We start from the raw sequence: 25,998 nt of genomic DNA on the forward strand, positions 1-25,998 counted from the left end.
CTTTGTTTAGTATTATTTACTTACATAAACCCAATGCGCAATTCTATATTTACTCTGGATTGCGCGTAAAATTGCCCCACAATGAGTTCTACTGCCCAATCTCCCAATACAGACACACCCCATAGCGGGTCGTGGTTCTTTAGCCTAATTCTTAAGACGGCTATCTTTTTCACAGGCTTGGCTGTATGTGGGGCCTTAGCTGTGTCCTTAGCTTTAGCTTTGGCCTGGCCTAATCTCCCCGATCTTAGCGCAATGACCGACTATAAACCACGGGTTCCGTTGCGTATCTATACCGCAGATAAGGTACTTATCGGTGAGTTCGGCGAGGAACGCCGTAACGTCATGCGCTTTGAAGACATCCCTGATGTCATGAAATCAGCCATCTTAGCGGCAGAGGACGATCGTTTCTATCAACACAGTGGTATTGATATGAAAGGGATTGGTCGCGCTGCTCTCGCTAACTTGGTCGCCGGTTCCAAAACGCAGGGTGCCAGTACCATTACGATGCAATTAGCACGAAACTTTTACCTTTCGTCTGAAAAAACCTACACACGTAAATTTTACGAGCTGCTCTTAACTGTCAAAATTGAGTCCATGCTTTCTAAGGATCAAATTTTAGATCTTTACATGAACCAAATTTTCTTAGGCCACAGAGCCTATGGGTTTGCTGCCGCCTCACGCGCCTACTTTGGTAAGCCTCTCACAGAGATCACATTAGCCGAGGCCGCCATACTGGCAGGTATTCCGCGCGCTCCCTCTCGCTACAACCCGATTTCCAATTACAACGAGGCCAAACGCCAACAAGTCGTCGTTCTGCGTCGTATGTTGAATCTGGGCTACATCACAGAGGCCGAGCATCAAGCCGCACTAGAACAAACCATTGAAATTAAGACAGCCGAAGGGATGCCCGCAGGGGGCTATGCCATTCATGGCGAATATGCTGCTGAACTAGCCCGCCAATTACTGCACGGTGTCTATAAAGACGGTATTTATTCTCGTGGTTTTAATGTTTACACCACGATTGACTCTAAAGACCAAGAAGCTGCCTACAAAAGCGTACGTGATGGCATTTTGCAATATACCCGTCGTGCTCGCTATCCTGGCCCTGAAGCCCGGGTCAATCTACCGGCCAACATAGAGCAAGACACCGAAGCCCTCAGTGATGTCTTAGCAGAAGTACAGCGTAAACACCCTGATGCAGGGGATTTATTAGTCGGCGTTGTTTTATCTGCCAGCCCCACCCAAATTACGGTCGCTCGGACTGCAGACCAAACCATCACGGTGGATAATAAATCTGCGCTCAATATTGTGGCCAGAGGGCTCACTCGTAATGCCAGTGACAAAGAACGTATTGACCGTGGCTCCGTGGTTTATCTATTTAATAATGGTGACTACTGGGAGGTCATTAACATGCCTTCAGTACAAGCCGCGCTCGTTTCTATGCGCCCCCAAGACGGTGCAATACGCGCTATGGTCGGTGGTTTCCATTTCTCAGATGGTAAGTTTAATCGTGTCACTCAGGCGTGGCGTCAACCTGGCTCCGCCTTTAAGCCCTTTATTTATGCCGCCGCCTTAGAAAAAGGCCTAACCCCTGAGACGCTCATTTCGGATCAACCTTTCCAGTTAACCTCATCTCAAACGGGGTCTAAACCATGGAATCCTAAAAATTACGGTGGACGCTACGAAAATATGCTGACCATGCGTAATGGGCTCTACAAATCCAAAAACATGATCTCAATCCGCATTATGCAGGCCGTAGGGCCCCAATATGTACAGGATTACGTGGTGCGCTTTGGTTTTGACCGAGCCCGTCAACCCGCAGTGCTTCCCTTAGCTCTTGGGGCAGGCAGTGTGACGCCACTACAATTGGCAACCGGATACAGCGTTTTTGCCAATGGTGGCTATAAAGTTCAACCCTATTTAATTGACCATATCACTGACGGCAGTGGTGAAGTCATTATGCGGGCCAAACCGGTGGTCGCTGGCGATAGTAATGCCCGAGCCATTGATGGCCGCACCGCTTATGTCATGAATCATATGATGCGTGGCGTAGCAACGGCTGGTACAGGTTCCCGTGCCTCTGCCACCTTAAAACGCAATGACATCGGTGGCAAAACCGGGACTACCAACGATTCGCACGATGCGTGGTTCGCTGGCTACACACCTGACTTAGTTGGTATTGCGTGGATGGGCTTTGATAAGCCGCGTTCATTGGGGGCTGGTGAAACCGGCGGTGGGCTTTCTATGCCTATCTGGATTAACTACATGAAAACCGCCCTTAAAGACGTATCGCAAAAACCATTAGGCCCCATCCCTTCTGGGTTGCAAAACAGCAATGGGAACTTCTATTTCAACGAGTTTCCTCCAGGAAAAGCCATTTTACGAGTCGGTCTGCCTTCTGCCTTGGATGACAGTCTTTATATTGAAGACGGAACAGGTGGTGTTGAAGATGGCATTGGCAATCTACTGAATCAACTAAGCAATGATGAACCAGGTGATGCACTAGATGCTCTCAATGCCCCAGGATTAGTCCCTTTTTAGGTTAAACCAATATGCTATTGACTCGATTAGGTGCGCTAAGCTGTGTGATACTTGCACTCAGCTTAGCTGGGTGTGGCTATAAGGATCGACTTGTTATGCCACCCCCTGCTGCCGATACTGTCGCTAACGATTAATTTTTTGTGGCCTTATTATTATGACCATAGCCAAGCACTTTCAACTTAAAGACGGCGTTTTACATGCCGAAAACGTGTCCCTAGCCCAATTAGCACACGACTTTGACACGCCTTTATTCGTGTATTCACGCCAAGCCCTACACGATGCATGGGAAAGCTACCATGTTGCTGCCCAAGGTCGTGATGTTTTAGTTTGCTATGGCATGAAGGCAAACTCCAATCTGGCCATCCTCAATGAGTTTGCTCGTCTGGGTACTGGATTTGATATTGTCTCTGGCGGTGAATTAGCTCGTGTGTTAGCAGCAAAAGGGGATGCCAACAAAATCGTATTCTCTGGGGTAGGAAAACAAGCCTGGGAGATCGAGGCAGCTCTAGAGGCTGGCATCAAATGCTTTAACGTAGAGTCCGAAGCAGAACTCCAGCGCATTGCTGAAATCGCCCTTAACAAAGGGGTCAAAGCCCCCGTATCACTACGCGTCAATCCAGATGTAGATGCCAAAACCCACCCTTATATTTCAACTGGTTTAAAAGGCAATAAGTTTGGCGTTGATATCAACGAAGCCCCTGCGATTTATGCACGCGCCCAACAAATGCCCAGCATCGATATTGTGGGTGTTGACTGCCATATTGGCTCACAAATCACCGAAATTAGTCCCTATTTAGATGCCTTAGATAAGCTCATAGCCCTTATTAAGCAGTTACAAGCCCAAGGCATAGAACTCAGTCATCTCGATATTGGGGGTGGACTGGGTATTCGTTATACGGATGAAACCCCTGCAACACCTACCGAGCTACTTAGCGCCGTCTTTCAAGCCTTAGATGCCGCACGTTTAAGTCATTTGCAATTGATTCTAGAGCCAGGTCGCTCATTGGTTGGCAATGCCGGTGTGCTATTAACACAGGTTGAATACCTCAAATCCAATCAAGAAAAAAACTTTGCTATTGTCGATGCTGCGATGAATGATCTGATTCGTCCTACCTTATACGACGCATGGCATGATATTGAGCCTGTCACACCCCGCTCAGAAGACGTACCATCCCACCAATATGATGTTGTTGGCCCTATCTGCGAAAGCGGTGATTGGCTAGCTAAAGATCGCCCATTACGCCTAGAGCAAGGCGATTTATTAGCCATTATGTCAGCAGGTGCTTATGCTTTTACCATGGCTAGCCAATACAATACGCGCCCTCGCGCGGCCGAGGTCATCGTGGATGATCAGTCCGTACATCTTGTTCGCCCCCGCGAAGACATACAAAAGATTTTTGAAAGTGAACGCCTTCTAGACTAAACCCCTAAACAGCCCTGAAAAGGGCTGTCTTTTTGTCCATAAAGATTGTAAGGTTATATTCGTTAATTATTGTTAAGATGTAATTATTCTTAATGATTATGTAAGATTATATTTAGGTAGCCTACACAGACTGCCTGCTGCACATAGGCTGTTTTTATGACGGGGTTAAAGGCTTTACCAATCAAGTTTATTGGACGTTGGAAGCTGCTTGCTTTCAACTACCGTTTGGCGTCCCTATATATCCCAGGGCTGATTGCAGTACTGTCTCTGCTCAGTCTACTGTTCTTAGCTCCAAACCCGTCTCTACAGGTCATCAGCTTTAGCTCATCAACCACTCAGCTCCATAACTACCACCTCATTGAGGGCGCGTTGTTAAGCTTTGCTGTTTTTACCGCCCTGCTTGCCTTTTATAAAAAAAATCGCTTTTTCCTAATTAGTGCTGCTTGGATTCTTTGTAACTTGCGTCTGGGCAGCTATATGCTTGGAATGGATGCATTTTGGATGCAACTACAAATACCGGTTTATTTGACGAGCTATATCAATCAAATCACGGTGGGCATGTACTTTATTTTAAGCCAACAACTGCTGCAATTTAGCTTAAACATATCGCCATCAAGCAACCAAAAAAACAGCATACTGGGGCTCATTGCCCTAAGTGTTTTTATCCTTTCGTTGATCCCAGCCCCAGGTCTATTTCACGCTGTGACGGCCGTTATTATACCGCTGGCCTTACTTATTGCCCTGACTCTTAGTGTGCAACGTGTCTTGATTGAGCGGGTGAATTTATATGGCTGGCAAATCATCCTACTTAGTATTCTTGTTAGCGCTCTAGCCTCATCGTTACTTAGTTTGCTTTCTATAGGCAATACAGTCCTATCACACTTCAATGCCTTAATTTTCCTCATACTCTGCAACAGCATGATCGTATTTGGGATTGCAAGCCGCATCAGTCAATTACAACAGAGTCAAAACGAGCTACGCTCTAACTACCAAAACAGCCCTTTTTCTGTTTTAAAAATCAACCATGAGGGACAAATTTTACGGTCGAATAGGGCCTTTAGACGTCTGTGCGCTAAGCTCTCCCAGCCTCGCCCTTTAGTATGGGGTATGCTTTTCCCTGACCAAAACTGGAAACACATCGTAAAACGCACTCAGGCGGGTAAATATACAGAAATCCAACTTAACTCAACTAAGTCGACGCTGGATGTACAAAAGCCTTTATTCGCCTTACATGCCAATACAATCCCAGAGGGCTATGTCTTAACCTTACAAGACATTACGCCCTACATGAACACGCTAAATCGCCTCAAAGCGATGGCAGATAACGATCCAGTCACGCAGGTCTTAAACCAGCGTGGCCTAGAAAAAGCATTGCAATATGCCATCCATAATCTAGGCCATCATCAGCCTTGTTTTATTGCCTACTTGGATGTCAATCACGTTAACCATGTGAATCGTACCTACGGTCATGCCTCTGGCGATGCACTACTTCAAGAGGTCAGTCTGCGCATCAGTGACGTACTGAAACAACGCCACTCATTTGGGCGTATTGGTAGCGATGATTTTGTCTTCTTGCTCAACAACACAACAGCGGAAAAGGCCCAAGAGCTTGCCATAGAGATCACCAGTAAACTCAATAAGACGGTTATCTCCACCCCCTTTAGAGACTACGAGCTAAATGTACACCTTGGTTTAGTTGAGATAGGTGAAGGCATGGATGAGCAAGCCGCCTTACGCACCGCTCAAAGCGCCTGTGTAGACGCCTTACGTCGCAACACTGACTTTGTTCTGTATGAGCATAACTCCAAAGAAATGCAGTACCGTGCCGAAGAACTCCAGCTATTCGAGCATCTGGAAAATGGTACAACCCGAGGCCTATTTGTTGAAATGCAGCCGTTGATGGATTTACAAAACCCATTAGCCTCATTAAATGTAGAAGTTTTACTACGTATCCGCCGAGATAATGGCGAGCTTATCCCCCTGCATACCTTTATCCCTGATGCAGAGGAAAATGGCACCATTAGTATCATTGATAAATGGGTGTTTATGGCAACGTTAGACTGGTTAAACTCAAATCAACAGCATTTAGCAAGCACCAAGCAAATCAACGTTAACCTAAGCGGTTATTCTCTAAATAATGACAAGTTTGTGACGGATCTCTTTGCCATTTTAGATAGTTATAAGCATTTGCTAAATAAGCTTTGTGTAGAGATTACAGAGGGCGTAGCCCTGCAAGACCTAACTCGTACCCGAGACTTCATGCTGCGTCTACAGCAAAAAGGGGTTCGTATTGCTTTAGATGATTTTGGAGCAGGATATACGTCTTTTTCTTATCTGCGTGAACTGCCTGCTAACTCCATTAAAATAGATGGGGCGCTCATTCAAGACATGCTGAGCAAAGAAAGCAATATTGCCATTGTCCGTACTATTGTAGAGTTAGCCCGCAACCTAGGCATGACTTGCGTTGCAGAATGGGTAGAGGACGTAGACACCCTAGCTAAACTAAAAGAAATGGGCGTGCATTACGCCCAAGGGTTTGCGGTCTCTAAACCCCGATCCCCTGAAGATATTGTGAAAGCAGATGATATTAGAGCCTTAATTAAAGACCCTACCATCATTAACTATATTCAAGAAATCACACTTAAATAGGCACTCAACAGGCGATGAAGCGTGTGTTGAGTGCCTATTATTACAGCTCGCCGTACGAGTGTAGTCCTGATAAAAACATATTTACGCCTAAAAAGGCAAAGCTAGTAATAATCAATCCCACCAAAGCCCAGTAAGCACTAAACGTACCACGCAAGCCTTTCATGAATCGCATGTGCAACCACGCGGCATAGTTCAGCCAAACGATCAGAGCCCAGGTTTCTTTAGGGTCCCACTGCCAGTAAGTACCCCACGCATCTGCCGCCCACAACGCCCCTAAAATCGTCGCGATAGTAAAGAAGGCAAAGCCAACCGCGATGGCCCGATACATAATGTCATCTAGGATCTCTAGTGATGGCAATCGTTTTGAAATCGGGCCGCGGAAAGCTAAGATCAAACCCACAATAATGGCACTGATACCAAAGTACAGCATCCATGTCGCAGAGAATTTACCTGAGCTAAAAATTAAGGGTTCGGCACATAACAACACACCCAGAATAAATACAGGCGAGAGTTTTGCCCATGATTTCGTCTCACCATTCTCTTTCACTAAATAGGCCAAGCCAACCATAGCAGAGAGCGCAAAGGTGCCATAACCGATAAAGTTAGCTGGCACGTGAATTTTCATCCACCAGCTTTTTAGGGCAGGAACGAGTGGTTGGATTTGATGTGCATCGCGGGTAAATGAATACCACAACAAAAACACCACCACCGACGACACGACCAATAAGACGAAGCCACCTAAGGCTCGCGTTGCATAGCGACGTTCGTAATACAGGTAAAACATCGCCGTCATAAGAGCAAAAAGCACAAAGACTTCGTATAAGTTACTGACAGGTATATGCCCAATATCTGGGCCTAGTAAATGCCCTTCGCGCCAACGCACCAGTAGTCCAATTGCGCCCGCATAGACAGCAGCCCATGTCAATCCGGAGCCTATCCACGCTGCCGTAGAGCTGACCATACCAATCCAGTACATGGCAGTTGCAATCACAAACAGAGCACACATCCATAAAATAGCCGATTGAGATGAAATCAGATATTTAAGGAAAAACACCGTTTCAGAGCGGTTGATATCGCCATTGGCCAAACTACCATCTGGGCTATAGAGCCAAATGGCAAATAGCGCCACCAAGCTCACTACCACCGTCATTGTCCGTAAAGGTCGCCATAACCAACCCATCCACACCAGCAAAGGCACGGTTGCCATCAGAATGATGCGTTCGTAATAGTCCATGCTGTCTGGGTACGTTTTCAGACAAAAAACAACAGCTAACGCCAATACGACAAAATAAATAGCATCACTTATGGTGGGGCGACCACGCACCCCACGAGAATCCCCACTGGGAGCGCGTAAATCCTCGCTCCACATAGAGGGCGCAGAAGAAGCGGCAGTATTAGACATTTTCGTTACCTCTGTTGGCTGACAAGCGCTGGAAAGCGGTTTGGAAGCGCTGGAATTCCTGTTGAAAATCTAAGTTACGACGTTGGGATGTCATAGCAGCAGTTAATAAACTACCTGTACCATTAGGACGTACCCACACCCAAATACGACGGTCACGAATATAAATCATGACAAAAATACCAATAACTAAAAATAAGCTACCGGTATAAACAATATACATGCCCGGGCTACGCGCAACCTGAAAAACACTGGCTTGAATCTGGTCAAAACCATCTAAGGTTAAGATAACTGGCGCGGGATACTCTGGCATATTAGCAAAAGCTAAGAGTGCAAGCTGTACCCACTGTTCTTCGCGCTCGCCCTTTTCACCGCTGTAATTAATTGGTTCTAAGCCCTGTTCTTCACGCACGATATTGCGCAATTCAAGCAAAGTCATCTGTAGCATGGGTACTGTTAGACCCAGAATACGCTCACGCTCGGCCTCGGGGACCGGCTCTATAATGCCGTTAAAGCCGCGCTGCATAAAGGTTTCAATGGTTTTAAATGAGGCTAGCTCCATTAAGGAACCCGCGTCTACCTGACCACTGCGCATCGCAAATCGTTTAGCAGCTAATTTTAGTAAGTCTGTATCTGTCGCTGCTGCGCGCAACTGCATAAACTCAGACATCGTGCTTTTTGAGTCGGCGGGAATCCGCACATAACGGAAAAAATCGGCCTGATTACGACGCATCCCTAATAAAAACACAGGGAAATCATCTAACATCATGGGAACCATGTAGTTCACGTAATCAAATGACTGACCATCATTTGTCGTTAAACGATAATGAATGCTGGGCCCTACATTCGTCAGGTGGTCATCTTTAGGTTTAACACTGGAACCCGCCACCGATGCCACATGATCCATGAGCGCTTTAGGCTGCGGCGAGCCGTCGGTTAGGTCCTCTACGTTAAAGACCCGTAATTCAGTGAACGTGGCGTTAACGCGATCACCGGTATCCTTGTTATAAACAATAGGAACGTTGGTGTCGCCTACGGTGGCCTCTAGTCGAGTTGGCTCAAAATCACTGCCGACCAAAGAATGCACGCCTAAGCGTAATTTACTGCCACCATCATCAAAACCTGACTGATAAACGGTTACGCCCCGATAACGTAACGGCTCATTCACCTCAATCACCTGAGAAAAACGTTCGCCACGCTCTTCGTCAATGACCTCTACCTCGCTTTTAAAACTGCTGGGCATTCCGGTCGAATAGTAATCAATAATAAACCGTTTTAATTCCACAATAAATGGCACAGGCTGAATCAAAACGCCTTCGCCATAACTGACAATAGCGTGAGACGTTTTGGAGCCTTCGGGCAATAGCATATTGGCACGGTAGCTAGGGTTTGACAGACTTAACCGACCTGATTCGGGAACTTGTGACACAAACATGTTTTCAGTAATGGCGGATTTGTCTCCCAGCCAAACTTGGATACGAATTGGTAGTTCGCTATCTAACAAGCCACCGATACAGATCACCACAATCGCTACGTGCCCAAAAATATAACCTAGCCGGTTTGCGCCCCCTTTTTTAGCCGCCACCATATAGCTGCCGTCCTCATCATTGCGCACTTTATATGCATATCCATGAGACTTGAGCCATGACTGAACAGGCTCTAGGTTTGCTTGGGGGTTATGGTCTGATTCGATCTCGACCCGATGAGGGAAGGCACGTAAACTGGAGCCACGTACATATTCGCGAAAGGCACTGGCGTCTTTTAGCATCTTTGGTGTGTTACGGATCACACATAAGGTGGTGGATACCACCAAAAACCCCATAATGACCAGAAACCACCAACTGTTGTAAACATTCCAGATGGTGAACTTATCAAATAGAGCTGTCCAAAAAGGGCCAAACTGATCAATGTAGGTGTTGATTGCCTGATTTTGCGCAACAACGGTTCCTATTAAGCTGGCTACACAGATAAAGACCAGCATACTGACCGCAAAACGCATGGAACCCAAGAGTTCAAATACGTCTTCGGAGCTAGCGCGACGTTGAGTGGTGGATACAGTCACAGAATTACTTTTATAAGATAAATGGGTAAATGGCTGACACCATTAGAGTAGGGATTAGATGATAAGTTCCCCACCTTTATACTAAATTTTTATAGGTCAAACACAGCAAAGCCCACCTTGTGGTTTGGCCAGACAAGGTGAGCTTTGTGTATCAATCAAAAAAGCGATTAGCGCAAACCTGCAGCGTAATCAGCCACAGCGTCGATATCAGCATCGTTCATACGATCAGCGATATCATGCATCATGATTTGATTATTACGATCGCCACTGCGGAACAAGCGAAGTTGCTCTGCAATGTAAGACGGGAACTGCCCGCTTAGTCGTGGGTATTGGCCAGGAAGACCAGCACCATTGGGTGAGTGACAGGCTGCACAGGCAGCAACGCCACGCTCAGGCAAGCCACCACGCCAAATTTTCTGTCCACGCTCTAGGGTTTCCATTTTTGTCGCTGTTGCGGCTTTGGTTGGGTCTAGAGTTTGTTGACTGAGATAATACGCCACATCGCGCATTTCCTCTGGTGTCATATTAGCAACAATACTTGCCATCACAGCAGGAACACCCCCAGCAGCTAAACGAGTCGCTGGTACGTCATCTTTTTTAGGACTAAAGTCACCTAATTGTTTGACTAGATATTCAAAAGGCTGTTGGGCCAAGTTAGGATTAGCTTCAAGGGTGCTGTTACCTGCGTCTCCGTGACAGGTTACACAGGCTAATACGCCTTTAGCTAAGTTGCCATTAAGATAGAGCTGTTCGCCTTTTTGTAGGTCGGGTTTTGCTGCATCCGCTGCATAAGCGAAATTCAGCACGGAACAACCCGCGATTAGGCTGCTTGTGATAATAAATTTTGATAGCACTCGCTTCATGTAGTCCTCGACAATCGCGATTCAACTGGAATAAGCAAAGGGGCCTACGCCGCCAAACCCGCCGCATTCTGCTAAAGAATCTTTGCCAAGAACACGACGATACTGTATTAAACTCAGTGATTATACAATAGAGCTATAAAATTAAACGGAAATTGCTGCAATCATGTCTATATTACATCGCGCCCGCTTCACAATCTCTGCAGCGCAACTGCATCAACTACCCCCGGCAGGGCCGCCAGAGGTATGTTTTGTGGGGCGTTCCAATGCGGGCAAGTCCTCCGCCATCAATGTGTTAACAAACCAACGCCGCTTGGCTTTTTCCAGTAAAACACCGGGAAGAACACGGTTAATCAATATGTTTGGTATCCCTGACCCGCTGACCGAAGACGAACAGCTTGGTTATTTAGTCGATCTACCCGGCTATGGCTATGCCGCCGTAAACCGCCAAGAAAAACAGCAGTGGGATCAAATGTTAGGCAGCTATGTACGCGACCGGACGTCACTGGCGGGCGTCGTCCTTGTGATTGATATTCGTCGTGGCCTGACAGACCTGGATTTACAACTTGCTCGTTGGATCGCCCCTACCGGGCGTCCCGTATTGGTATTATTAACTAAGGCTGATAAATTCGCATATGGCAAACGAATACAGGCCGTTGCGGCTGCTCGAAAAGAGCTCAACGAAATTGGTGCGGTGCATGCCATCCCTTTTTCTGCTACGCATCGCCTAGGCCTCGAAGACGCCACCTTACACATAGAAAACTGGATTTCACCACAATTCGTACCATGACAAAATTTCTACCTGATGTTCACTTTCCACATAGTCGCCCACGTCGTAATCGTCGAGACGACTTCACTCGACGTCTAGTGCGTGAGTCTGCCGTTAGCGTTGATGATTTTATTTACCCTGTCTTCATCCAAGAAGGGAAAAACGTCCGCGAGGCGGTCGGCTCTATGCCGGGAGTCTATCGTTACTCTCCAGATCAGTTATTAGCTGTGGCCGAGGAATGTGTAAAACTCGGTATTCCGGTTCTTTCTCTGTTCCCCTCCATCGAAGCCGAGAAAAAATGCCCTCAAGGCTTAGAGGCAGCAAATCCCGATGGTCTTGTGCCTCGTACCGTAGCCCTGCTAAAAAAAGAATTTCCAGAATTGGGGGTCTTAACGGATGTGGCATTAGATCCTTACACCAGTCACGGTCAGGACGGCATTATTGATGACGAAGGCTATGTTCTCAATGAGCCAACCGTAGAGGTGCTACGCAAACAGGCTCTGAATCAGGCCCAAGCAGGGGTAGATATTATCGCCCCCAGTGACATGATGGATGGCCGAGTCAGCGCAATCCGCACCATCTTGGATCAAAATGGCTTTATTGATGCCCGTATCATGGCTTACTCCGCCAAATACGCCAGTGCATTTTATGGTCCTTTCCGCGATGCGGTAGGCTCTGCCTCTAATTTGGGCAAGTCAGATAAAGCCTCTTATCAGATGGACCCTGCCAATCGTTTAGAGGCCATCCGTGAGGTTGCGGCTGACATCCGCGAGGGAGCTGATATGGTGATGGTTAAACCAGGTATGCCCTATTTAGACATTCTTCGCGAGGTCAAAGACGCCTTTGGCATGCCCACTTTTGTCTATCAGGTCAGTGGTGAATACGCCATGCTAAAAGCCGCTGCTCAAAATGGCTGGCTAGATCACGATAAAGTGATGATGGAGTCATTACTCGCCTTTAAACGTGCTGGGGCAGATGGTATTTTGACGTACTTCGCCATCGAGGCCGCAAAATGGATGCAGGCGAATAAATAAGCGATTTATTTTTATAAATCACGATTAAAGCGTAAAAAGGGTCAGCATTAGCTGACCCTTTTTCTTTGTTTATTTAACGCATGACTTTGTTTAATTCCTGACTAAACCTATCTGGGGGCATAAAGCCTATCACCCTTGGGTCGGGTAATTCATTGCCAGCGGCATCAAAGAAAATAATACCGGGAGGCCCAAATAAGCTAAACCGTTTTAATAGTTCGCGGTCATTAGGCGTATTTTTAGTCACATCCGCCTGAAGCAAAATCATGTTGCCCATTTTCTGAGCGACCTCTGGATCGGTAAACGTGAACTGCTCCATCTCGATGCATGACACACACCAATCCGCATAAAAATCCACCATGACAGGACGGTCCGCAGCGGCTAGCGCGGCATCTAATTCCGCCACTGAGGTAATCGGTTGAAAAGGAGGGGCCGTTACGGAAGCAACAGATCCGACGCTTGCTCCAAATCCCGCTAAAGGCTGTGTAATACTACGGCTACCAGAGGCCACCCCTACGATAAGAGCCACGGCCCACACCGCCACCAAAATGCCTAAACCCTTTAATAGCTGTTGAAATACAGAAGCATCCTCTGCGAGACGACGGAACGCACCCAACAGCGAGGCAGACCAGATGGCTAAAACCGCCCAACCTAGCATCAGCACCCATATCGGTAATACCGAATTCACCATCCACCATGCGGTCGCTAGCAATAAAATCCCAAAACCATATTTAATGCCATTCATCCAGCCCCCAGCCTTAGGCAACAACGCCCCGGAAGAAGCCCCGACGACCAATAAGAGCGCACCTGAACCCCACGCTAAAGCAAATAGCGTCGCCCCACCTAACACCACATCTCCGGTCTGAGAAATAAATAGCAAAACACCAGCAAGAGGAGCGGCCACACATGGGCCCACAATTAAAGCTGACAACATCCCCATCAAAAACACACCGCCATATTTACCGCCGGGGATTTTAGATAGGCGTCCTTGTAGAGAGGACTGCATGCTGGCTGGTACTTGTAAGTTATAGACATCAAACATAGATAACGCTAATACCGCTAATATGACGGCAAATAAGCTGAGTACCCATGGGGTTTGTAACCATGCCGCAAGACTGGCCCCAGCCAACCCTGCCGCAACACCCAAAGCGGTGTACACCAACGACATCCCTAGGACATAAGCCGCCGCTAAAGATAAACCCCGCCAGCGCGAATCAGTGGTTTTAATGCCTTGGCCTGCAATAATACTGAGCAAAATAGGCACCATCGGTAATACGCAAGGAGTAAAAGACAGTAGCAGCCCTAATACAAAGGCCAACGCCATCATCTCTATGCCAGAGGCTTGAGACAAGAAGCCAGCAATCCCCGTATCACTTAAACTAAAGGCCTCTGAGAAGCTCACAGCCTGCGCAGGAGGCTCTATCACATGGTCTAGAGGTGCAGGCACCGTATCAACCACCCATGGCCCCTGCGCCCGGTAGCCCTCATTAGCGGCCACTAACTGGATGGTCTGTGTCATTGGCGAATAACATAAGCCAGCATCGGCACAGCCTTGATAGCTAATATCAAACTTAAGGGGTAAGCCAGGCAAGCCCTTGCCGGAAGGAATCGGAACGCGAATCGTTACCTGCTCACGATACACCGCCATGTCTTCATCAAAGGTGGGATCATAAATTACTTTAGCCGGAGGAAACGCCGCATCCGTAATCCCGTTCTCATCCCCATTCAGTGAAAACGCAAATCGCGACTGATACATATAGTATTCAGGCGCGATTTTAAAATGCACATCGATTTCAGTCGGGCTATGAGTCGCTACGGCTAATTGAAAAGCCTGTTCAGGGTCTAAAAAATCGTCAAACGCCTGAGCAGGGCTATACCATAAGCCTAGGCTAAATAATAAGGTGAGAAGGAGCAGCACGCGCCTTTGTAACCACCGCCTGCATTGAGTCGCGGGTATAGAACCCAACATAGCAAATCCTTTGGTTAATTATTATGTTCGTTAACACCAAGGCTACGCTGAGGTCTGCGCCCTCTCGCTGCCTTGCCATATATACATAGACAAGGCAGGTCCCTCAAGGTTCACACAAGCTGCTAATCCTTGTTCAACGAGGATAGGTTAGTCTGCGTCAATTTGATTCGCCGGTTCGGCCTGAATAAAGGCGGGCAGCTGCGCACACGCCTGTATGGCTTTCGCTATACGCGGTAAATGATCCACACTATATCCGAAACGATTCGCATTATATACCTGAGGTACTAAGCAAATATCCGCTAGGGTAGGACTATTTCCATAACAAAAGTCACCCGGTTGATTATGCACAGCCAGTTGCTGCTCAAATGCCTCTAAGCCGACTTGAATCCAGTGCAAATACCACACCTTACGCTGTTCGGCATCTAAGCCTAAGCTATGTTCTAGGTGTTTAAGAATCCGTAAGTTATTGATAGGATGCAAATCACAGGCAATACTTTGGGCTAATGCGCGGATATGAGCTCTAGCCACCGCATCCCCTGGTAGCAATGAAACCGTAGGATACGTTTCGTCTAGGTACTCGATAATAGCTAAAGACTGCGTTAGCACTGCGCCATTATCTTCAAAAGCAGGCACTAATCCCGCAGGGTTAATGGCTTTATAAGCCTCGCTATGGTGTTGCCCGCCGTCTTGGACTAAGTGTACAGGCACCGCTTGCCAATCTAATTGCTTTAAGCCTAAAGCAATCCGCACGCGGTATGCCGCGGAACTACGAAAGTAGGTGTATAAACGCATGTTGACTCCAGAGTTGGGTGCTTAACGCACCCTCATTATTTATTATTTAATAACCCATGACATGGACTAGCCATAGCGATAGACTGGGGAACAGTACAAGAAAAACGACTCGGATAATATCAGAAGCCAAGAAAGGCAATACCCCTTTAAAGGTCTCTCCCATCGGGATGTCCTTAGCCAAACTATTAATAATAAAGACGTTCATCCCCACGGGCGGAGTAATCAACCCTATTTCCACGACCATTAACGCCAAAATCCCGAACCAAACGGCCTTATCTGTGTAATTCAATCCCCAGAAATCCAAGCCCATAATAATGGGTAAGAAAATAGGGATAGTCAGAAGAATCATGGACAAACTATCCATCACACAACCGAGCAACACATAGACCAAGATCATCGCAGCAAGAATTAATAGAGGCGACCAACCACTATTCACTGCCAAATCAGCCAACATTTGAGAAATCTGAGATAGGGCTAAAAAAGAGTTCAGTACATCAGCACCAATCAAGATCAAGAAGATCATTGCGGTGGACTCCATGGCCCCTAACACCGCATTAATAAACCCATTCAGACTAATTTCGCGCATTAGCACTGCAATCAACAAAGTCGCTAAAACCCCAATAGCGGCTGCCTCTGTGGGGGTAAAAATACCACCGTAAATCCCACCCACAACAACCAAAAACACCATCAGGATTGGCCAAACACGGCCTAAAGCCTTAATGCGCTCTGCCCAAGGCAATCGAACAGAGGCCGGGCCACTTTCAGGTTTAATGCGCACCACAATAGCAATGGCTAACATATAGCCCAACATAGCCAACACGCCTGGCACCATTGCGGCAATAAACATCACGGCTACGTTTTGCTCTGCCAAAATCGCATAGATAACTAAAGCGACAGAAGGAGGAATCAAAACCCCTAAGGTACCACCGGCTGCCAAAGCACCCGTTGCTAAAGCAGGTGAATAGTTATGCTTACGTAGTTCAGGTAATGCGACCCGCCCCATCGTCGCTGCCGTTGCTAAAGAGGACCCACAAATAGCCCCAAAGCCTGCACACGCCCCAACAGCGCTCATTGCCACCCCGCCTCGGTAGTGGCCTAAAAATGCACTGGTTGCCTGAAAAAGACGACTCGATAACCCGCCATGAGAGGCAATATTACCCATCAAAAGAAAAAGAGGTACTACGGATAAGTCATACATAGAAAACCGGCCATAGGCCAAGGTTTTAAAGTAGCTCATCAAAGGCGCCCAGCCTGATAGCAGCACATAACCAATTGACCCCGCCACCAGCATTGCAATCCCAATATGGATGCGTAACGCTAATAGGCCGATAGCTAACAGGCCAACTAAAATACCAATAATTTCGCTACTCATGCTGGCTCCTTAATCTCGTGCAGAAAACGCCACGCACTATAGAGCGAGGTCAAACTTAACAATAAAAACCCAGGGCCTAAGGTAATAAAAGACCACCATAACGGCCACCCTAAAATCATGCTGCTTTCGCCATATTGATAGGTTTCCATACCACCCACCAAACTACGCCATGCCAATACAGCTGCACAAAAAGCCAACAATAGCGCAGCAAAAACGTCTAAAACACGACACACACTACGCGGCGCTTTTAGTGTAAAAAAATCAACAATAATATGTGCTTTGCGCATTTGCGCATAAGGCAAACACGCGGCAATACTGATGGCAGCCCCCATCTGTACTAGCTCTACGTCACCCAACACAGGCGACGAAAACAACCAACGCCCTATGACACTATAAGCGGATAAACCACATACCAAAAAAAGTACCACTGCACCGCCTAATGCCGACAGCACCGACCAGCCGTATAGAAAACGGCCGATCGGATCTGTGGGTTTGGCGAAAGTGCTGGTATCAGATACTGAACTAGCCTCTGCCATCAAAACACCTTTTTATTATTTGCTGTACTTAGCAATCAATGATTTTGCTGTATCCAACATTTCTTGGCCTTTTAGGCCTTTTTTATCCATGTCTTTCACCCAGTCAGCCGCAACACGGTCGCCTGCTTTTAACCACTCATCCATTTGATCTGCCGGAATGGTGTAAAAGGCATTACCACGGTCTACTGCATGTTGACGGGCAGCGGCAACTGATTCGTCCCACTGTTTACCAATATGGGCAGAAAAATCAGCGCCCGTATTGTCATCAATAATCTTCTGTAGATCAGCAGGTAAGCCCTCGTAACGTGCTTTATTCATCGCTATCGTAAAGAGCGTTGTGTAGAGCGACGGTGACTCTGGACTCATCTCGGTATGGTATTTGGTTAGCTCATGCAAACGCATTGTTGGCACGACCTCCCAAGGCAGCACGTAGCCATCTACTACGCCTTTAGAAAGCGCATCCGCCATTTGAGGTAATGGAATCGAAACGGGTGTAGCCCCCATTTTGGCCAACATAATATTGGTTTGACGGGTTGGAGCACGCATTTTTAAACCACGCATGTCCGCAATTTTCGTCACTTCACGACGATTATTGTGAATATGCCCTGCATCATGCACATTAAATGCCAATGGTTTTACTGATGAGAATTCATCTTGGGCATAGGTCTGGTAGTACTCCCACAACGCACGGCTTGCCCCTTCGGCATCATGCGCCATAAAAGGTAACTCAAAGGCCTCTACGATAGGAAAACGACCTGCTGTATAGCCAGGTAGCGTCCATACAATATCCGCCACGCCATCGGCAGCCTGCTGAATTAATTGTTGAGGTGTGCCACCTAACTGCATAGCAGGGTAAATTTGACACTCCAATCGATTGTTCGACTGCTCTGCTAATTTTTCACACCAAGGTTCCAACACCTTTTGCTGGCTTAATGCGCCAGCAGGCCAAAAGTGAGCCACTTTCAACACGTATTTTTCAGCATTGGCAGCACCGCTAGCGAATGTTGCTGCAGCACATGCTAACGCCACAAGCGTTTTTTTAAACATAGTGATCCCCTGATTTAATTAGGCTTGAGGCTGAAAAAGCTCAACTTTATTTTCAATCACACCAAAAATGCTATTGCCATTGGCATCATTCATTTCAATGCGCACCACATCACCTGGCTGCATAAAGTGGGTGGCTGGTTGGCCTTGCTCGATGGTTTCGTACATACGAACCTCAGCTAAACAACAATAACCTACACCGCCATTATCAATGGAGGAGCCCCACAAGTTACCTTGCTTATTGGATACCGTACCCGAACCCACAATCGTGCCAGCACATACCGTACGCGTTTTAGCTACGTGTGATACGAGCTGCGCAAAGTTAAAGGTCATATCAACACCAGCGTTAGGCTTCCCAAAAGGCTTATTATTTAGATCAACCAATAAAGGAAGATGGACTTTATTATCCGCCCACTTATCACCTAGCTCATCTGGTGTGACTGCAACAGGACTAAAGGCACTAGCGGGTTTACTTTGTAAAAAGCCAAAGCCTTTCGCTAATTCAGCGGGGATCAGTGCGCGCATACTTACGTCATTAACTAGCATCACTAATCGAATTGAATCAGCCGCCTGCTCTACCGTAGCGCCCATCGGTAAGTCACCCGTGATAACGGCAACCTCAGCCTCAAAGTCAATGCCCCACGCTGGGTCTGCCACCACGTTATCCGTAGGAGCTAAGAAGCCATCGGATGCGCCCTGATACATTAAGGGATCATGGTAGAAAGAGGCTGGGACCTCTGCATTACGGGCCTTACGCACCAATTCCACATGATTGATGTACGCTGAGCCATCCGCCCACTGATACGCACGCGGTAAAGGTGAATGGAATAAATTAGCGTCAAATGCCTGCGTATTATCAGCAGAGTCGTTAATCGCGGCATACACTTTTTGAAGCTCTGGCTCGCACTGCTCCCAGTTTTCGAGCGCATATTGCATGGTAGGGGCAATGTCTGCCACCACCTTAAAACGGGTTAAATCGCGGCTCACAACCACCAAGCTGCCGTCGCGGCCTTGTTTTAAGCTGGCTAATTTCATTTAAACATCTCCTTGTAGCTGCCATCATGCAACCAAGCTGCATGTTTAGGAGCTCGTTTAGTACGGCTCCATTCCTCTAACATGTCCCATTTCACCTCGTCTAAAGCCACATCCATACCAGGTAAAGCGGTATTTACCGCAAGCTCTAAACGATGACCATTGGGATCAAAAAAGTAAATGGATTGGAATAAAGCATGATCGGTCGGTCCAATCACATCAATACCATTTTCTTGTAGACGTGCTTTAGCGGCTAAGAGCGTTTCCATTGAATCGACTTCTAGTGCTAAATGTTGCGTCCAAGTCGGTGTGTTTTCGTCACGCCCCATTTCTGGCTGGGTGGGTAGCTCGAAAAAAGCCAATACATTACCCATGCCCGCATCAAGAAAAATATGCATATAGGGGTCAGGTTCGCCTGTTGACGGTACGCGGTCTTCGGCTATCGCCAAAACCAATTTCATGTCTAAGTTTTTTTCGTACCATTTGGCTGTCGCATAAGCATCTTTACAACGGTATGCAACGTGATGAATTTTTTTAATCATAACAGCAGTCTCCTTGCTGAACATCGAAACAATAAGTCATGCAACGATAAAATGACGGTGATGAATCCATTAAAAGCGAAAATCATCTATGATTCAAATTGATTTTTTCGTTTCATTTATTAAAATAACTAATAAATAACCTCTATCTAGGGAAAACCCTAATGAATATTAGCCTACGACAATTACGTGCTTTTGTTGAGTTAGCCAAGACAGAAAGCTTTACCGTAGCGGCTCAGAACCTGTTTATTACGCAATCAGCGCTCAGTAGTTTAATCAAGCAAATGGAGCTCTCTCTGGGATTACAGCTATTTGATCGTAGTACGCGACGTGTTCACTTATCTGATGTAGGCAAAGATCTGTTTCCATTAGTTGATAAGATTTTATTAGATTTGGGTAGCGTACTGGATGAGGCCGCGAGCCTCAAAGCCTTAAAAAAGGGCTTAGTTCGTATCGCCGCACCACAACTGCTGTCCAGTACGGTGCTACCCGAAGTCATTGCTCAATTTCAACGTCAGTATCCAGACATTCAAGTCCAGCTGCATGACTGTGGGGTAGAACAAGTTGCCAACAAGGTCTTAGCCAGCGAGGTAGACTTTGGTATTGGGCCTGATCGAGACAGCAGCGCAGACATTACAGCGACTCTACTCTTTGAAAGCCCTTTTCACCTAGTATTTCCCCCAAACCACCCACTGGCACAACAACCACGCATTACCTGGCAGTGTTTACAAGAACAATCATTAATTTTACTGCAGGGACAATTCACAAAACGTCTATCCGGTGATTTAGATAGTACCGAGTATGGGCCTGAGTTGAACTTGCGCCCCGCTTATCTGGTGAGCTTTATGTCGACGGCATTAAGTATGGTGAACTCAGGTCTGGGACTTACGGTCTGCATGCCGTATGCTCGGCCTTTAGTTGATCTTTACGGACTTCAGATGCACCAATTAGACAGCCCTGCTGTCTATAGACGATTTTATGTATATGAACGCTCTGCCCGTACCCTATCCCCTGCAGCCGAACACTTTAAGCATGCTCTTTTTCATTTTATTAATCAGCACAGCTAATAAGGACTTATGGCTTTAGCCATAAAAAAAACCACTGCGTTATCTATACAGTGGTTTTTTTAGCAAACTCGACTGAATTATTCAGCGTCGTTTGTTTCAACTTCGGTGCGCTCTACTAATTCCATGTAGGCCATAGGTGCGTTATCGCCCTGACGGAAACCCATTTTCAAGATGCGTGTGTAACCACCGTTACGCTCTTGGAAACGTGGGCCTAACACGTCAAACAATTTAGTCACTGCATCACGATCGCGTAAACGGGCAAAAGCCAAACGACGGTTAGCAACAGTTGGGTTTTTAGCCAATGTGATTAAAGGCTCAAGCACACGACGCAATTCTTTGGCTTTAGGCAATGTCGTTTTGATGGCTTCGTGCTCGATCAAAGATACAGACATATTGCGGAACATAGCCAAACGATGGCTGCTTGTGCGATTTAGTTTACGTAAACCATGACGATGACGCATGATAATTATCCTATATATTAAGTGAATCTAATTTGTGTAGGCAGCAATCTGCTCTACAACCTACCCTGACTCTTCTTTCAGATGAAATCTGCGGGTCAGATCGGCAAAAGACAGAAGACTATAACACGATTTATTCGTCAGCTATAGCCATTCTGTCGTTTTTTTAGCGCATTAAGGACGCTCTAGACCTAGCGGAGGCCAGTTTTCTAGTTTCATACCTAATGTCAAACCACGTGCAGCCAATACCTCTTTGATTTCATTGAGGGATTTACGGCCCAAGTTTGGCGTTTTAAGCAATTCGTTTTCTGTACGCTGGATAAGATCACCGATGTAGTAAATATTTTCGGCTTTCAAGCAGTTTGCAGAACGAACGGTTAGCTCTAGATCGTCAACAGGGCGTAACAACACAGGATCAATTTGTGGTGTTGCACGTTCAGTTGTCTCAAAGGTGTCTTCTTCGTTTTCCAAGGCAGCAAAAACAGAGATTTGATCCATCAGAATACGAGCAGCTTGGCGCACGGCTTCTTCGGGAGTCAACACACCATTGGTTTCGATGTCTAAAACCAATTTATCTAAGTCAGTACGCTGCTCTACACGCGCGTTTTCAACGGCGTAGCTAACGCGACGAACAGGACTGTAAGATGCATCAAGAATAATACGGCCAATCGTATGTTGACGATCTTCAGTCAAAGCACGTACGTTACCTGGTACATAGCCACGACCTTGCTCAACCTTAATCTGCATCTCCAATTTGCCTTCGTCAGTTAACGTGGCTAAATGGTGATCCGGGTTAATGATCTCTACGTCGTGCGGTAATTCGATATCGCGAGCATAAACCTCGCCCGCACCGGTTTTATTCACAGTCAGAGTGACTTCATCGCGACCGTGTAGTTTGAAAATCACGCCTTTGAGGTTCAGCATGATATCTACTACGTCATCACGTACACCAGAAATGGTGGAGTACTCGTGAACAACGCCTGTGATTTGAACTTCGGTTGGAGCATAACCTGTCATGGAGGACAGCAAAATGCGACGTAACGCATTACCCAAAGTGTGACCATAACCGCGCTCAAAAGGCTCCATGATGACTTTGGCGTGGTTTTTAGTAATGGCCTCGACTTCGATAGAGCGTGGCTTTAGAAAGGCTTGAGACATAGATTTTCCTTTTCAATACCCTCGGCTCGTTACACCGATAAGGCTGATGGAATGATAGAAATCCGTATAACGGTAAGAGACCACAAGGCCCACCATCTATAAAGAAAGTGGGCCGAGTGATATAACAAAAAATCCGAAGATTTTTTATTAATTAGCGTGAGTACAATTCAACAACTAGCGACTCATTCACATCACGGGCCACGTCGGCACGATCAGGAACTTGTTTGAAAACACCGCTTAGTTTGCTTGCATCGACTTCTACCCATTGTGGCATACCAACGCTAGAAGCTAATTCTAAAGACTCTTTAATACGAGTTTGTGAACGAGCTTTTTCACGAATAGTAATAACGTCACCAGGTTTAACTGCCATGGAAGCGATATCAGCGGTACGACCGTTGATTTCGATTGCACGGTGAGTTACCAACTGACGTGCTTCGGCGCGTGTAGAGCCGAAACCCATGCGGTAGACTACGTTGTCTAGGCGTGATTCAAGTAATTGAATCAAAAGTTCACCAGTGTTACCACGGCGACGATCTGCCTCTACGAAGTAGCGACGGAATTGTTTCTCTAGAACACCGTACATACGCTTTAGTTTTTGCTTTTCGCGCAACTGTAAGCCGTAATCAGATGTACGGGAACCAGAGGTACGACCGTGCTGACCTGGACGAGAATCCAATTTACATTTGGAGTCCAAGGAGCGACGAGCGCTTTTTAAGAATAGATCTGTACCCTCACGACGTGAGAGTTTACATTTAGGTCCAGTATAACGAGCCACGTATCTTCCCCTTAGATGCGACGACGCTTGGGAGGACGGCAACCGTTATGCGGGATCGGCGTAATATCAGAAATGCTGGTAACTTTAATACCTAGAGCATTCAACGCGCGAACCGACGAATCACGGCCAGGGCCAGGGCCCTTAATGCGAACTTCCAAGTTTTTAATACCGTATTCCATTGCAGTGCGGCCAGCCATTTCGGCGGCTACCTGTGCAGCGAACGGTGTGGATTTACGCGAGCCTTTAAAGCCTGCGCCACCCGATGTCGCCCAAGACAATGTATTGCCCTGACGATCGGTGATAGTGATGATTGTGTTGTTAAAGGTCGCCTGAACGTGCGCAATGCCGTCGGAGACGCTCTTTCTGATTCTCTTACGAGCGCGCGATGCGCCAGAAGCTTTAGCCATCTTCTATTCCTCGATTATTTCTTCAGAGATTGCGCTGCACGACGTGGTCCCTTACGGGTACGTGCGTTGGTGCGTGTACGCTGACCGCGCACAGGCAGTCCTCGACGGTGGCGCATCCCACGATAACAGCCCATGTCGATCAAACGTTTGATTGACAGTTGGACTTCACGACGTAAATCGCCTTCAACGTTGAACTCCGAAATCTGTTCGCGAATTACTTCTAGTTCGGCGTCGGTAAGATCTTTGATCTTTTTGGAGTATTCAATGCTCGCTGCGTCACAAATCTGACGCGCGCGAGTACGACCGATACCGAAAATCGCGGTTAGACCGATTTCGGCGTGTTGATGCGGCGGAATATTAATGCCAGCAATACGGGCCATGGTAGTTCCTTGTTAAATCGGTTGCGTTTCGGCGTATCAGCCTTGACGCTGCTTGTGACGGGGATCAGTGCAGATTACACGTACCACGCCATGACGTTTAATGATTTTGCAGTTGCGGCAAATCCGCTTAACTGATGCCATTACCTTCATGGTTGACTCCTAGTTTTCTTAAACCGGCCGCTGCTTATTTAGAGCGGAATACAATTCTGGCTCGGCTAAGATCATAGGGCGTGAGCTCCACTGTGACCTTGTCGCCCGGCAGAATCCGGATGTAATGCATACGCATCTTGCCCGAAACGTAGCCCAACACCATATGGCCATTTTCTAGCTTGATACGAAAAGTTGCGTTAGGGAGGTTTTCTACGACCTCACCTTGCATTTGTATAACGTCGTCCTTTGCCATTTTCTTCTATCGCATAGGCAAACCCGTGCCTTTAAAGTTAGCCTTTTTGAGCAACGAGTCATATTGTTGAGACATCACGTAGGCTTGCGCCTGTGACATGAAGTCCATAGTAACTACAACAATAATTAGCAAGGATGTACCACCAAAATAGAACGGTACATTCCAGCGCATCTGCAGAAACTCCGGAACCAAACAAACTATAGTGATATAAATCGAGCCTGCCAAAGTTAAGCGGGACAAGATGCGATCAATATAGCGAGCTGTTTGTTCTCCGGGACGTATACCAGGTACAAATGCACCGCTTTTTTTCAAATTGTCTGCTGTCTCGCGGCTATTGAAAACCAACGCCGTGTAGAAAAAACAGAACAATATAATCAAAGCTGAAAGTAGCGTGATGTACAAAGGCTGACGAGGTGAAAGCGCAGCTTCCAAATCACGTAACCAGCCCAGACCCGGTGTAGTGGAGAACCAACTGGCAATTGTAGCTGGAAGTAGAATAATTGACGATGCAAAAATAGGAGGGATTACCCCAGCCATATTCAACTTCAGCGGCAAGTGCGAGCTTTGTCCGCCATAGATACGGTTACCTACCTGACGTTTCGCGTAGTTGACCGTGATACGACGTTGACCACGCTCGACAAATACAACAAAGTACGTTACAGCGATTACTAGTGCAATGATAAACAATGCCGAAATAATGGACATTGCGTCAGTGCGCACTAAGTCTAACAGACCGCCTAAAGCGCCTGGTAGTCCTGCAACAATACCAGCAAAAATGATAATGGAAATACCGTTACCAATACCACGCTCGGTGATTTGTTCACCTAGCCACATTAAGAACATTGTACCTGTAACTAATGTGACGACCGTAGTAAAGCGGAATAACATCCCTGCATCTATGACTAGACCGGGTTGTGATTCCAATGCAACAGAGATACCAATTGCTTGGAAAAGTGCAAGAAATACAGTGCCATAACGAGTGTATTGGGTGATCTTACGACGACCCGCTTCACCTTCTTTCTTGATTGCCTCGAGCGTAGGCACAACCACCGACATAAGCTGCATGATAATTGATGCAGAAATGTAGGGCATGATCCCCAGTGCGAACACTGAGAAACGCTGCAACGCACCACCAGAGAACATATTGAACAAACCCAAAATACCACTTTGGTTTTGTTGGAACAGTTCAGATAGTGCGTCTGGATTGATCCCTGGTACAGGAATATGTGTACCCAAGCGGTAAACAACCAGCGCGAGCAACAGGAATACAATACGCCGTTTTAAATCGGCGTAACCGGAACCTGACTTACCCTTTGCCTGTGCTTTAGCCAC

General features: G+C 46.8%; 25 protein-coding genes. 6 read left to right on the top strand and 19 right to left on the bottom strand.

Features of this window, described 5'->3' with window-relative positions:
- The first annotated feature begins 81 nt into the window (after positions 1–81).
- From Q0Z62_RS02320 to Q0Z62_RS02330, 3 genes are all read left to right on the top strand, one after another.
- Complete coding sequence (locus tag Q0Z62_RS02320) at positions 82–2,541, top strand: penicillin-binding protein 1A (RefSeq protein ID WP_298050464.1); 2,460 nt, start codon at positions 82–84, stop codon at positions 2,539–2,541.
- Between the two features lie 154 nt (positions 2,542–2,695).
- Positions 2,696–3,964 (top strand): diaminopimelate decarboxylase, encoded by a 1,269-nt coding sequence (gene lysA, locus Q0Z62_RS02325; RefSeq protein ID WP_298050466.1) that lies wholly within the window; start codon positions 2,696–2,698, stop codon positions 3,962–3,964.
- 156 nt (positions 3,965–4,120) lie between these two features.
- Complete coding sequence (locus tag Q0Z62_RS02330) at positions 4,121–6,613, top strand: bifunctional diguanylate cyclase/phosphodiesterase (protein WP_298050468.1); 2,493 nt, start codon at positions 4,121–4,123, stop codon at positions 6,611–6,613.
- Positions 6,614–6,653: 40 nt separating this feature from the next.
- Here the strand turns inward: Q0Z62_RS02330 and ccsB are convergent, their stop codons facing one another.
- From ccsB to Q0Z62_RS02345, 3 genes are all read right to left on the bottom strand, one after another.
- Positions 6,654–8,015 carry a c-type cytochrome biogenesis protein CcsB gene (gene ccsB, locus Q0Z62_RS02335; RefSeq protein ID WP_269901042.1) on the bottom strand — a complete coding sequence of 454 codons (1,362 nt, stop codon included), beginning with the start codon at positions 8,013–8,015 and terminating at the stop codon, positions 6,654–6,656.
- A complete protein-coding gene (locus Q0Z62_RS02340; protein WP_298050528.1) occupies positions 8,008–10,011 on the bottom strand; it encodes a cytochrome c biogenesis protein ResB in 2,004 nt (667 codons plus the stop codon). The genes ccsB and Q0Z62_RS02340 overlap by 8 nt, the downstream gene beginning before the upstream one ends.
- A gap of 230 nt (positions 10,012–10,241) precedes the next feature.
- Complete coding sequence (locus Q0Z62_RS02345) at positions 10,242–10,937, bottom strand: c-type cytochrome (RefSeq protein ID WP_298050472.1); 696 nt, start codon at positions 10,935–10,937, stop codon at positions 10,242–10,244.
- Positions 10,938–11,100: 163 nt separating this feature from the next.
- Between Q0Z62_RS02345 and yihA the strand changes: the two genes are divergently transcribed.
- Positions 11,101–11,724 (top strand): ribosome biogenesis GTP-binding protein YihA/YsxC, encoded by a 624-nt coding sequence (yihA, locus tag Q0Z62_RS02350; RefSeq protein WP_269901040.1) that lies wholly within the window; start codon positions 11,101–11,103, stop codon positions 11,722–11,724.
- The gene (gene hemB / locus Q0Z62_RS02355) at positions 11,721–12,737 is read left to right on the top strand and encodes a porphobilinogen synthase (RefSeq protein ID WP_298050476.1); all 1,017 of its coding nucleotides are present in this window, start codon (positions 11,721–11,723) and stop codon (positions 12,735–12,737) included. The genes yihA and hemB overlap by 4 nt, the downstream gene beginning before the upstream one ends.
- A 73-nt stretch (positions 12,738–12,810) precedes the next feature.
- Here the strand turns inward: hemB and dsbD are convergent, their stop codons facing one another.
- The 8 genes from dsbD to Q0Z62_RS02390 are packed head-to-tail and all read right to left on the bottom strand — an operon-like array spanning position 12,811 to position 20,021.
- Positions 12,811–14,703, bottom strand: coding sequence for a protein-disulfide reductase DsbD (dsbD, locus tag Q0Z62_RS02360; RefSeq protein ID WP_298050479.1), 1,893 nt, complete (start codon positions 14,701–14,703; stop codon positions 12,811–12,813).
- 42 nt (positions 14,704–14,745) lie between these two features.
- On the bottom strand, positions 14,746–14,847 hold the full coding sequence (gene cutA, locus Q0Z62_RS10715) for a divalent cation tolerance protein CutA (protein WP_350339539.1): 102 nt from the start codon (positions 14,845–14,847) through the stop codon (positions 14,746–14,748).
- Positions 14,848–14,850: 3 nt separating this feature from the next.
- Positions 14,851–15,495 (bottom strand): maleylacetoacetate isomerase, encoded by a 645-nt coding sequence (gene maiA / locus Q0Z62_RS02365; RefSeq protein WP_298050482.1) that lies wholly within the window; start codon positions 15,493–15,495, stop codon positions 14,851–14,853.
- Positions 15,496–15,541: 46 nt separating this feature from the next.
- A complete protein-coding gene (locus tag Q0Z62_RS02370) occupies positions 15,542–16,867 on the bottom strand; it encodes a TRAP transporter large permease (RefSeq protein WP_298050484.1) in 1,326 nt (441 codons plus the stop codon).
- Positions 16,864–17,403 carry a TRAP transporter small permease gene (locus tag Q0Z62_RS02375; protein WP_269901035.1) on the bottom strand — a complete coding sequence of 180 codons (540 nt, stop codon included), beginning with the start codon at positions 17,401–17,403 and terminating at the stop codon, positions 16,864–16,866. The genes Q0Z62_RS02370 and Q0Z62_RS02375 overlap by 4 nt, the downstream gene beginning before the upstream one ends.
- 15 nt (positions 17,404–17,418) lie before the next feature.
- Complete coding sequence (locus Q0Z62_RS02380) at positions 17,419–18,450, bottom strand: TRAP transporter substrate-binding protein (RefSeq protein ID WP_269901034.1); 1,032 nt, start codon at positions 18,448–18,450, stop codon at positions 17,419–17,421.
- An 18-nt stretch (positions 18,451–18,468) separates the two neighbouring features.
- Complete coding sequence (locus Q0Z62_RS02385) at positions 18,469–19,482, bottom strand: fumarylacetoacetate hydrolase family protein (protein WP_298050489.1); 1,014 nt, start codon at positions 19,480–19,482, stop codon at positions 18,469–18,471.
- On the bottom strand, positions 19,479–20,021 hold the full coding sequence (locus tag Q0Z62_RS02390) for a VOC family protein (protein WP_269901032.1): 543 nt from the start codon (positions 20,019–20,021) through the stop codon (positions 19,479–19,481). The genes Q0Z62_RS02385 and Q0Z62_RS02390 overlap by 4 nt, the downstream gene beginning before the upstream one ends.
- Positions 20,022–20,182: 161 nt before the next feature.
- Between Q0Z62_RS02390 and Q0Z62_RS02395 the strand changes: the two genes are divergently transcribed.
- Complete coding sequence (locus Q0Z62_RS02395; RefSeq protein WP_298050492.1) at positions 20,183–21,085, top strand: LysR family transcriptional regulator; 903 nt, start codon at positions 20,183–20,185, stop codon at positions 21,083–21,085.
- Positions 21,086–21,162: 77 nt separating this feature from the next.
- Here the strand turns inward: Q0Z62_RS02395 and rplQ are convergent, their stop codons facing one another.
- The 8 genes from rplQ to secY all read right to left on the bottom strand — a co-directional run bounded on the left by rplQ (position 21,163) and on the right by secY (position 25,998).
- Positions 21,163–21,546 carry a 50S ribosomal protein L17 gene (gene rplQ, locus Q0Z62_RS02400; protein ID WP_269901031.1) on the bottom strand — a complete coding sequence of 128 codons (384 nt, stop codon included), beginning with the start codon at positions 21,544–21,546 and terminating at the stop codon, positions 21,163–21,165.
- A 171-nt stretch (positions 21,547–21,717) separates the two neighbouring features.
- Positions 21,718–22,701 carry a DNA-directed RNA polymerase subunit alpha gene (gene rpoA, locus Q0Z62_RS02405; protein WP_269901030.1) on the bottom strand — a complete coding sequence of 328 codons (984 nt, stop codon included), beginning with the start codon at positions 22,699–22,701 and terminating at the stop codon, positions 21,718–21,720.
- Positions 22,702–22,852: 151 nt separating this feature from the next.
- Complete coding sequence (gene rpsD / locus Q0Z62_RS02410; RefSeq protein WP_269901029.1) at positions 22,853–23,476, bottom strand: 30S ribosomal protein S4; 624 nt, start codon at positions 23,474–23,476, stop codon at positions 22,853–22,855.
- Between the two features lie 11 nt (positions 23,477–23,487).
- A complete protein-coding gene (gene rpsK, locus Q0Z62_RS02415) occupies positions 23,488–23,883 on the bottom strand; it encodes a 30S ribosomal protein S11 (protein ID WP_269901028.1) in 396 nt (131 codons plus the stop codon).
- A 14-nt stretch (positions 23,884–23,897) separates the two neighbouring features.
- Positions 23,898–24,263 carry a 30S ribosomal protein S13 gene (gene rpsM, locus Q0Z62_RS02420; RefSeq protein ID WP_269901027.1) on the bottom strand — a complete coding sequence of 122 codons (366 nt, stop codon included), beginning with the start codon at positions 24,261–24,263 and terminating at the stop codon, positions 23,898–23,900.
- Positions 24,264–24,299: 36 nt separating this feature from the next.
- Positions 24,300–24,413: a 50S ribosomal protein L36 gene (gene rpmJ / locus Q0Z62_RS02425; protein WP_003805360.1), complete on the bottom strand. Its 114-nt coding sequence runs from the start codon at positions 24,411–24,413 to the stop codon at positions 24,300–24,302.
- A gap of 34 nt (positions 24,414–24,447) precedes the next feature.
- Positions 24,448–24,666 (bottom strand): translation initiation factor IF-1, encoded by a 219-nt coding sequence (gene infA, locus Q0Z62_RS02430; protein WP_077734070.1) that lies wholly within the window; start codon positions 24,664–24,666, stop codon positions 24,448–24,450.
- Between the two features lie 6 nt (positions 24,667–24,672).
- Positions 24,673–25,998, bottom strand: coding sequence for a preprotein translocase subunit SecY (gene secY / locus Q0Z62_RS02435; protein WP_269901026.1), 1,326 nt, complete (start codon positions 25,996–25,998; stop codon positions 24,673–24,675).

This window comes from uncultured Paenalcaligenes sp. (assembly GCF_947630565.1).
GTDB lineage: Bacteria > Pseudomonadota > Gammaproteobacteria > Burkholderiales > Burkholderiaceae_B > Paenalcaligenes > Paenalcaligenes faecalis.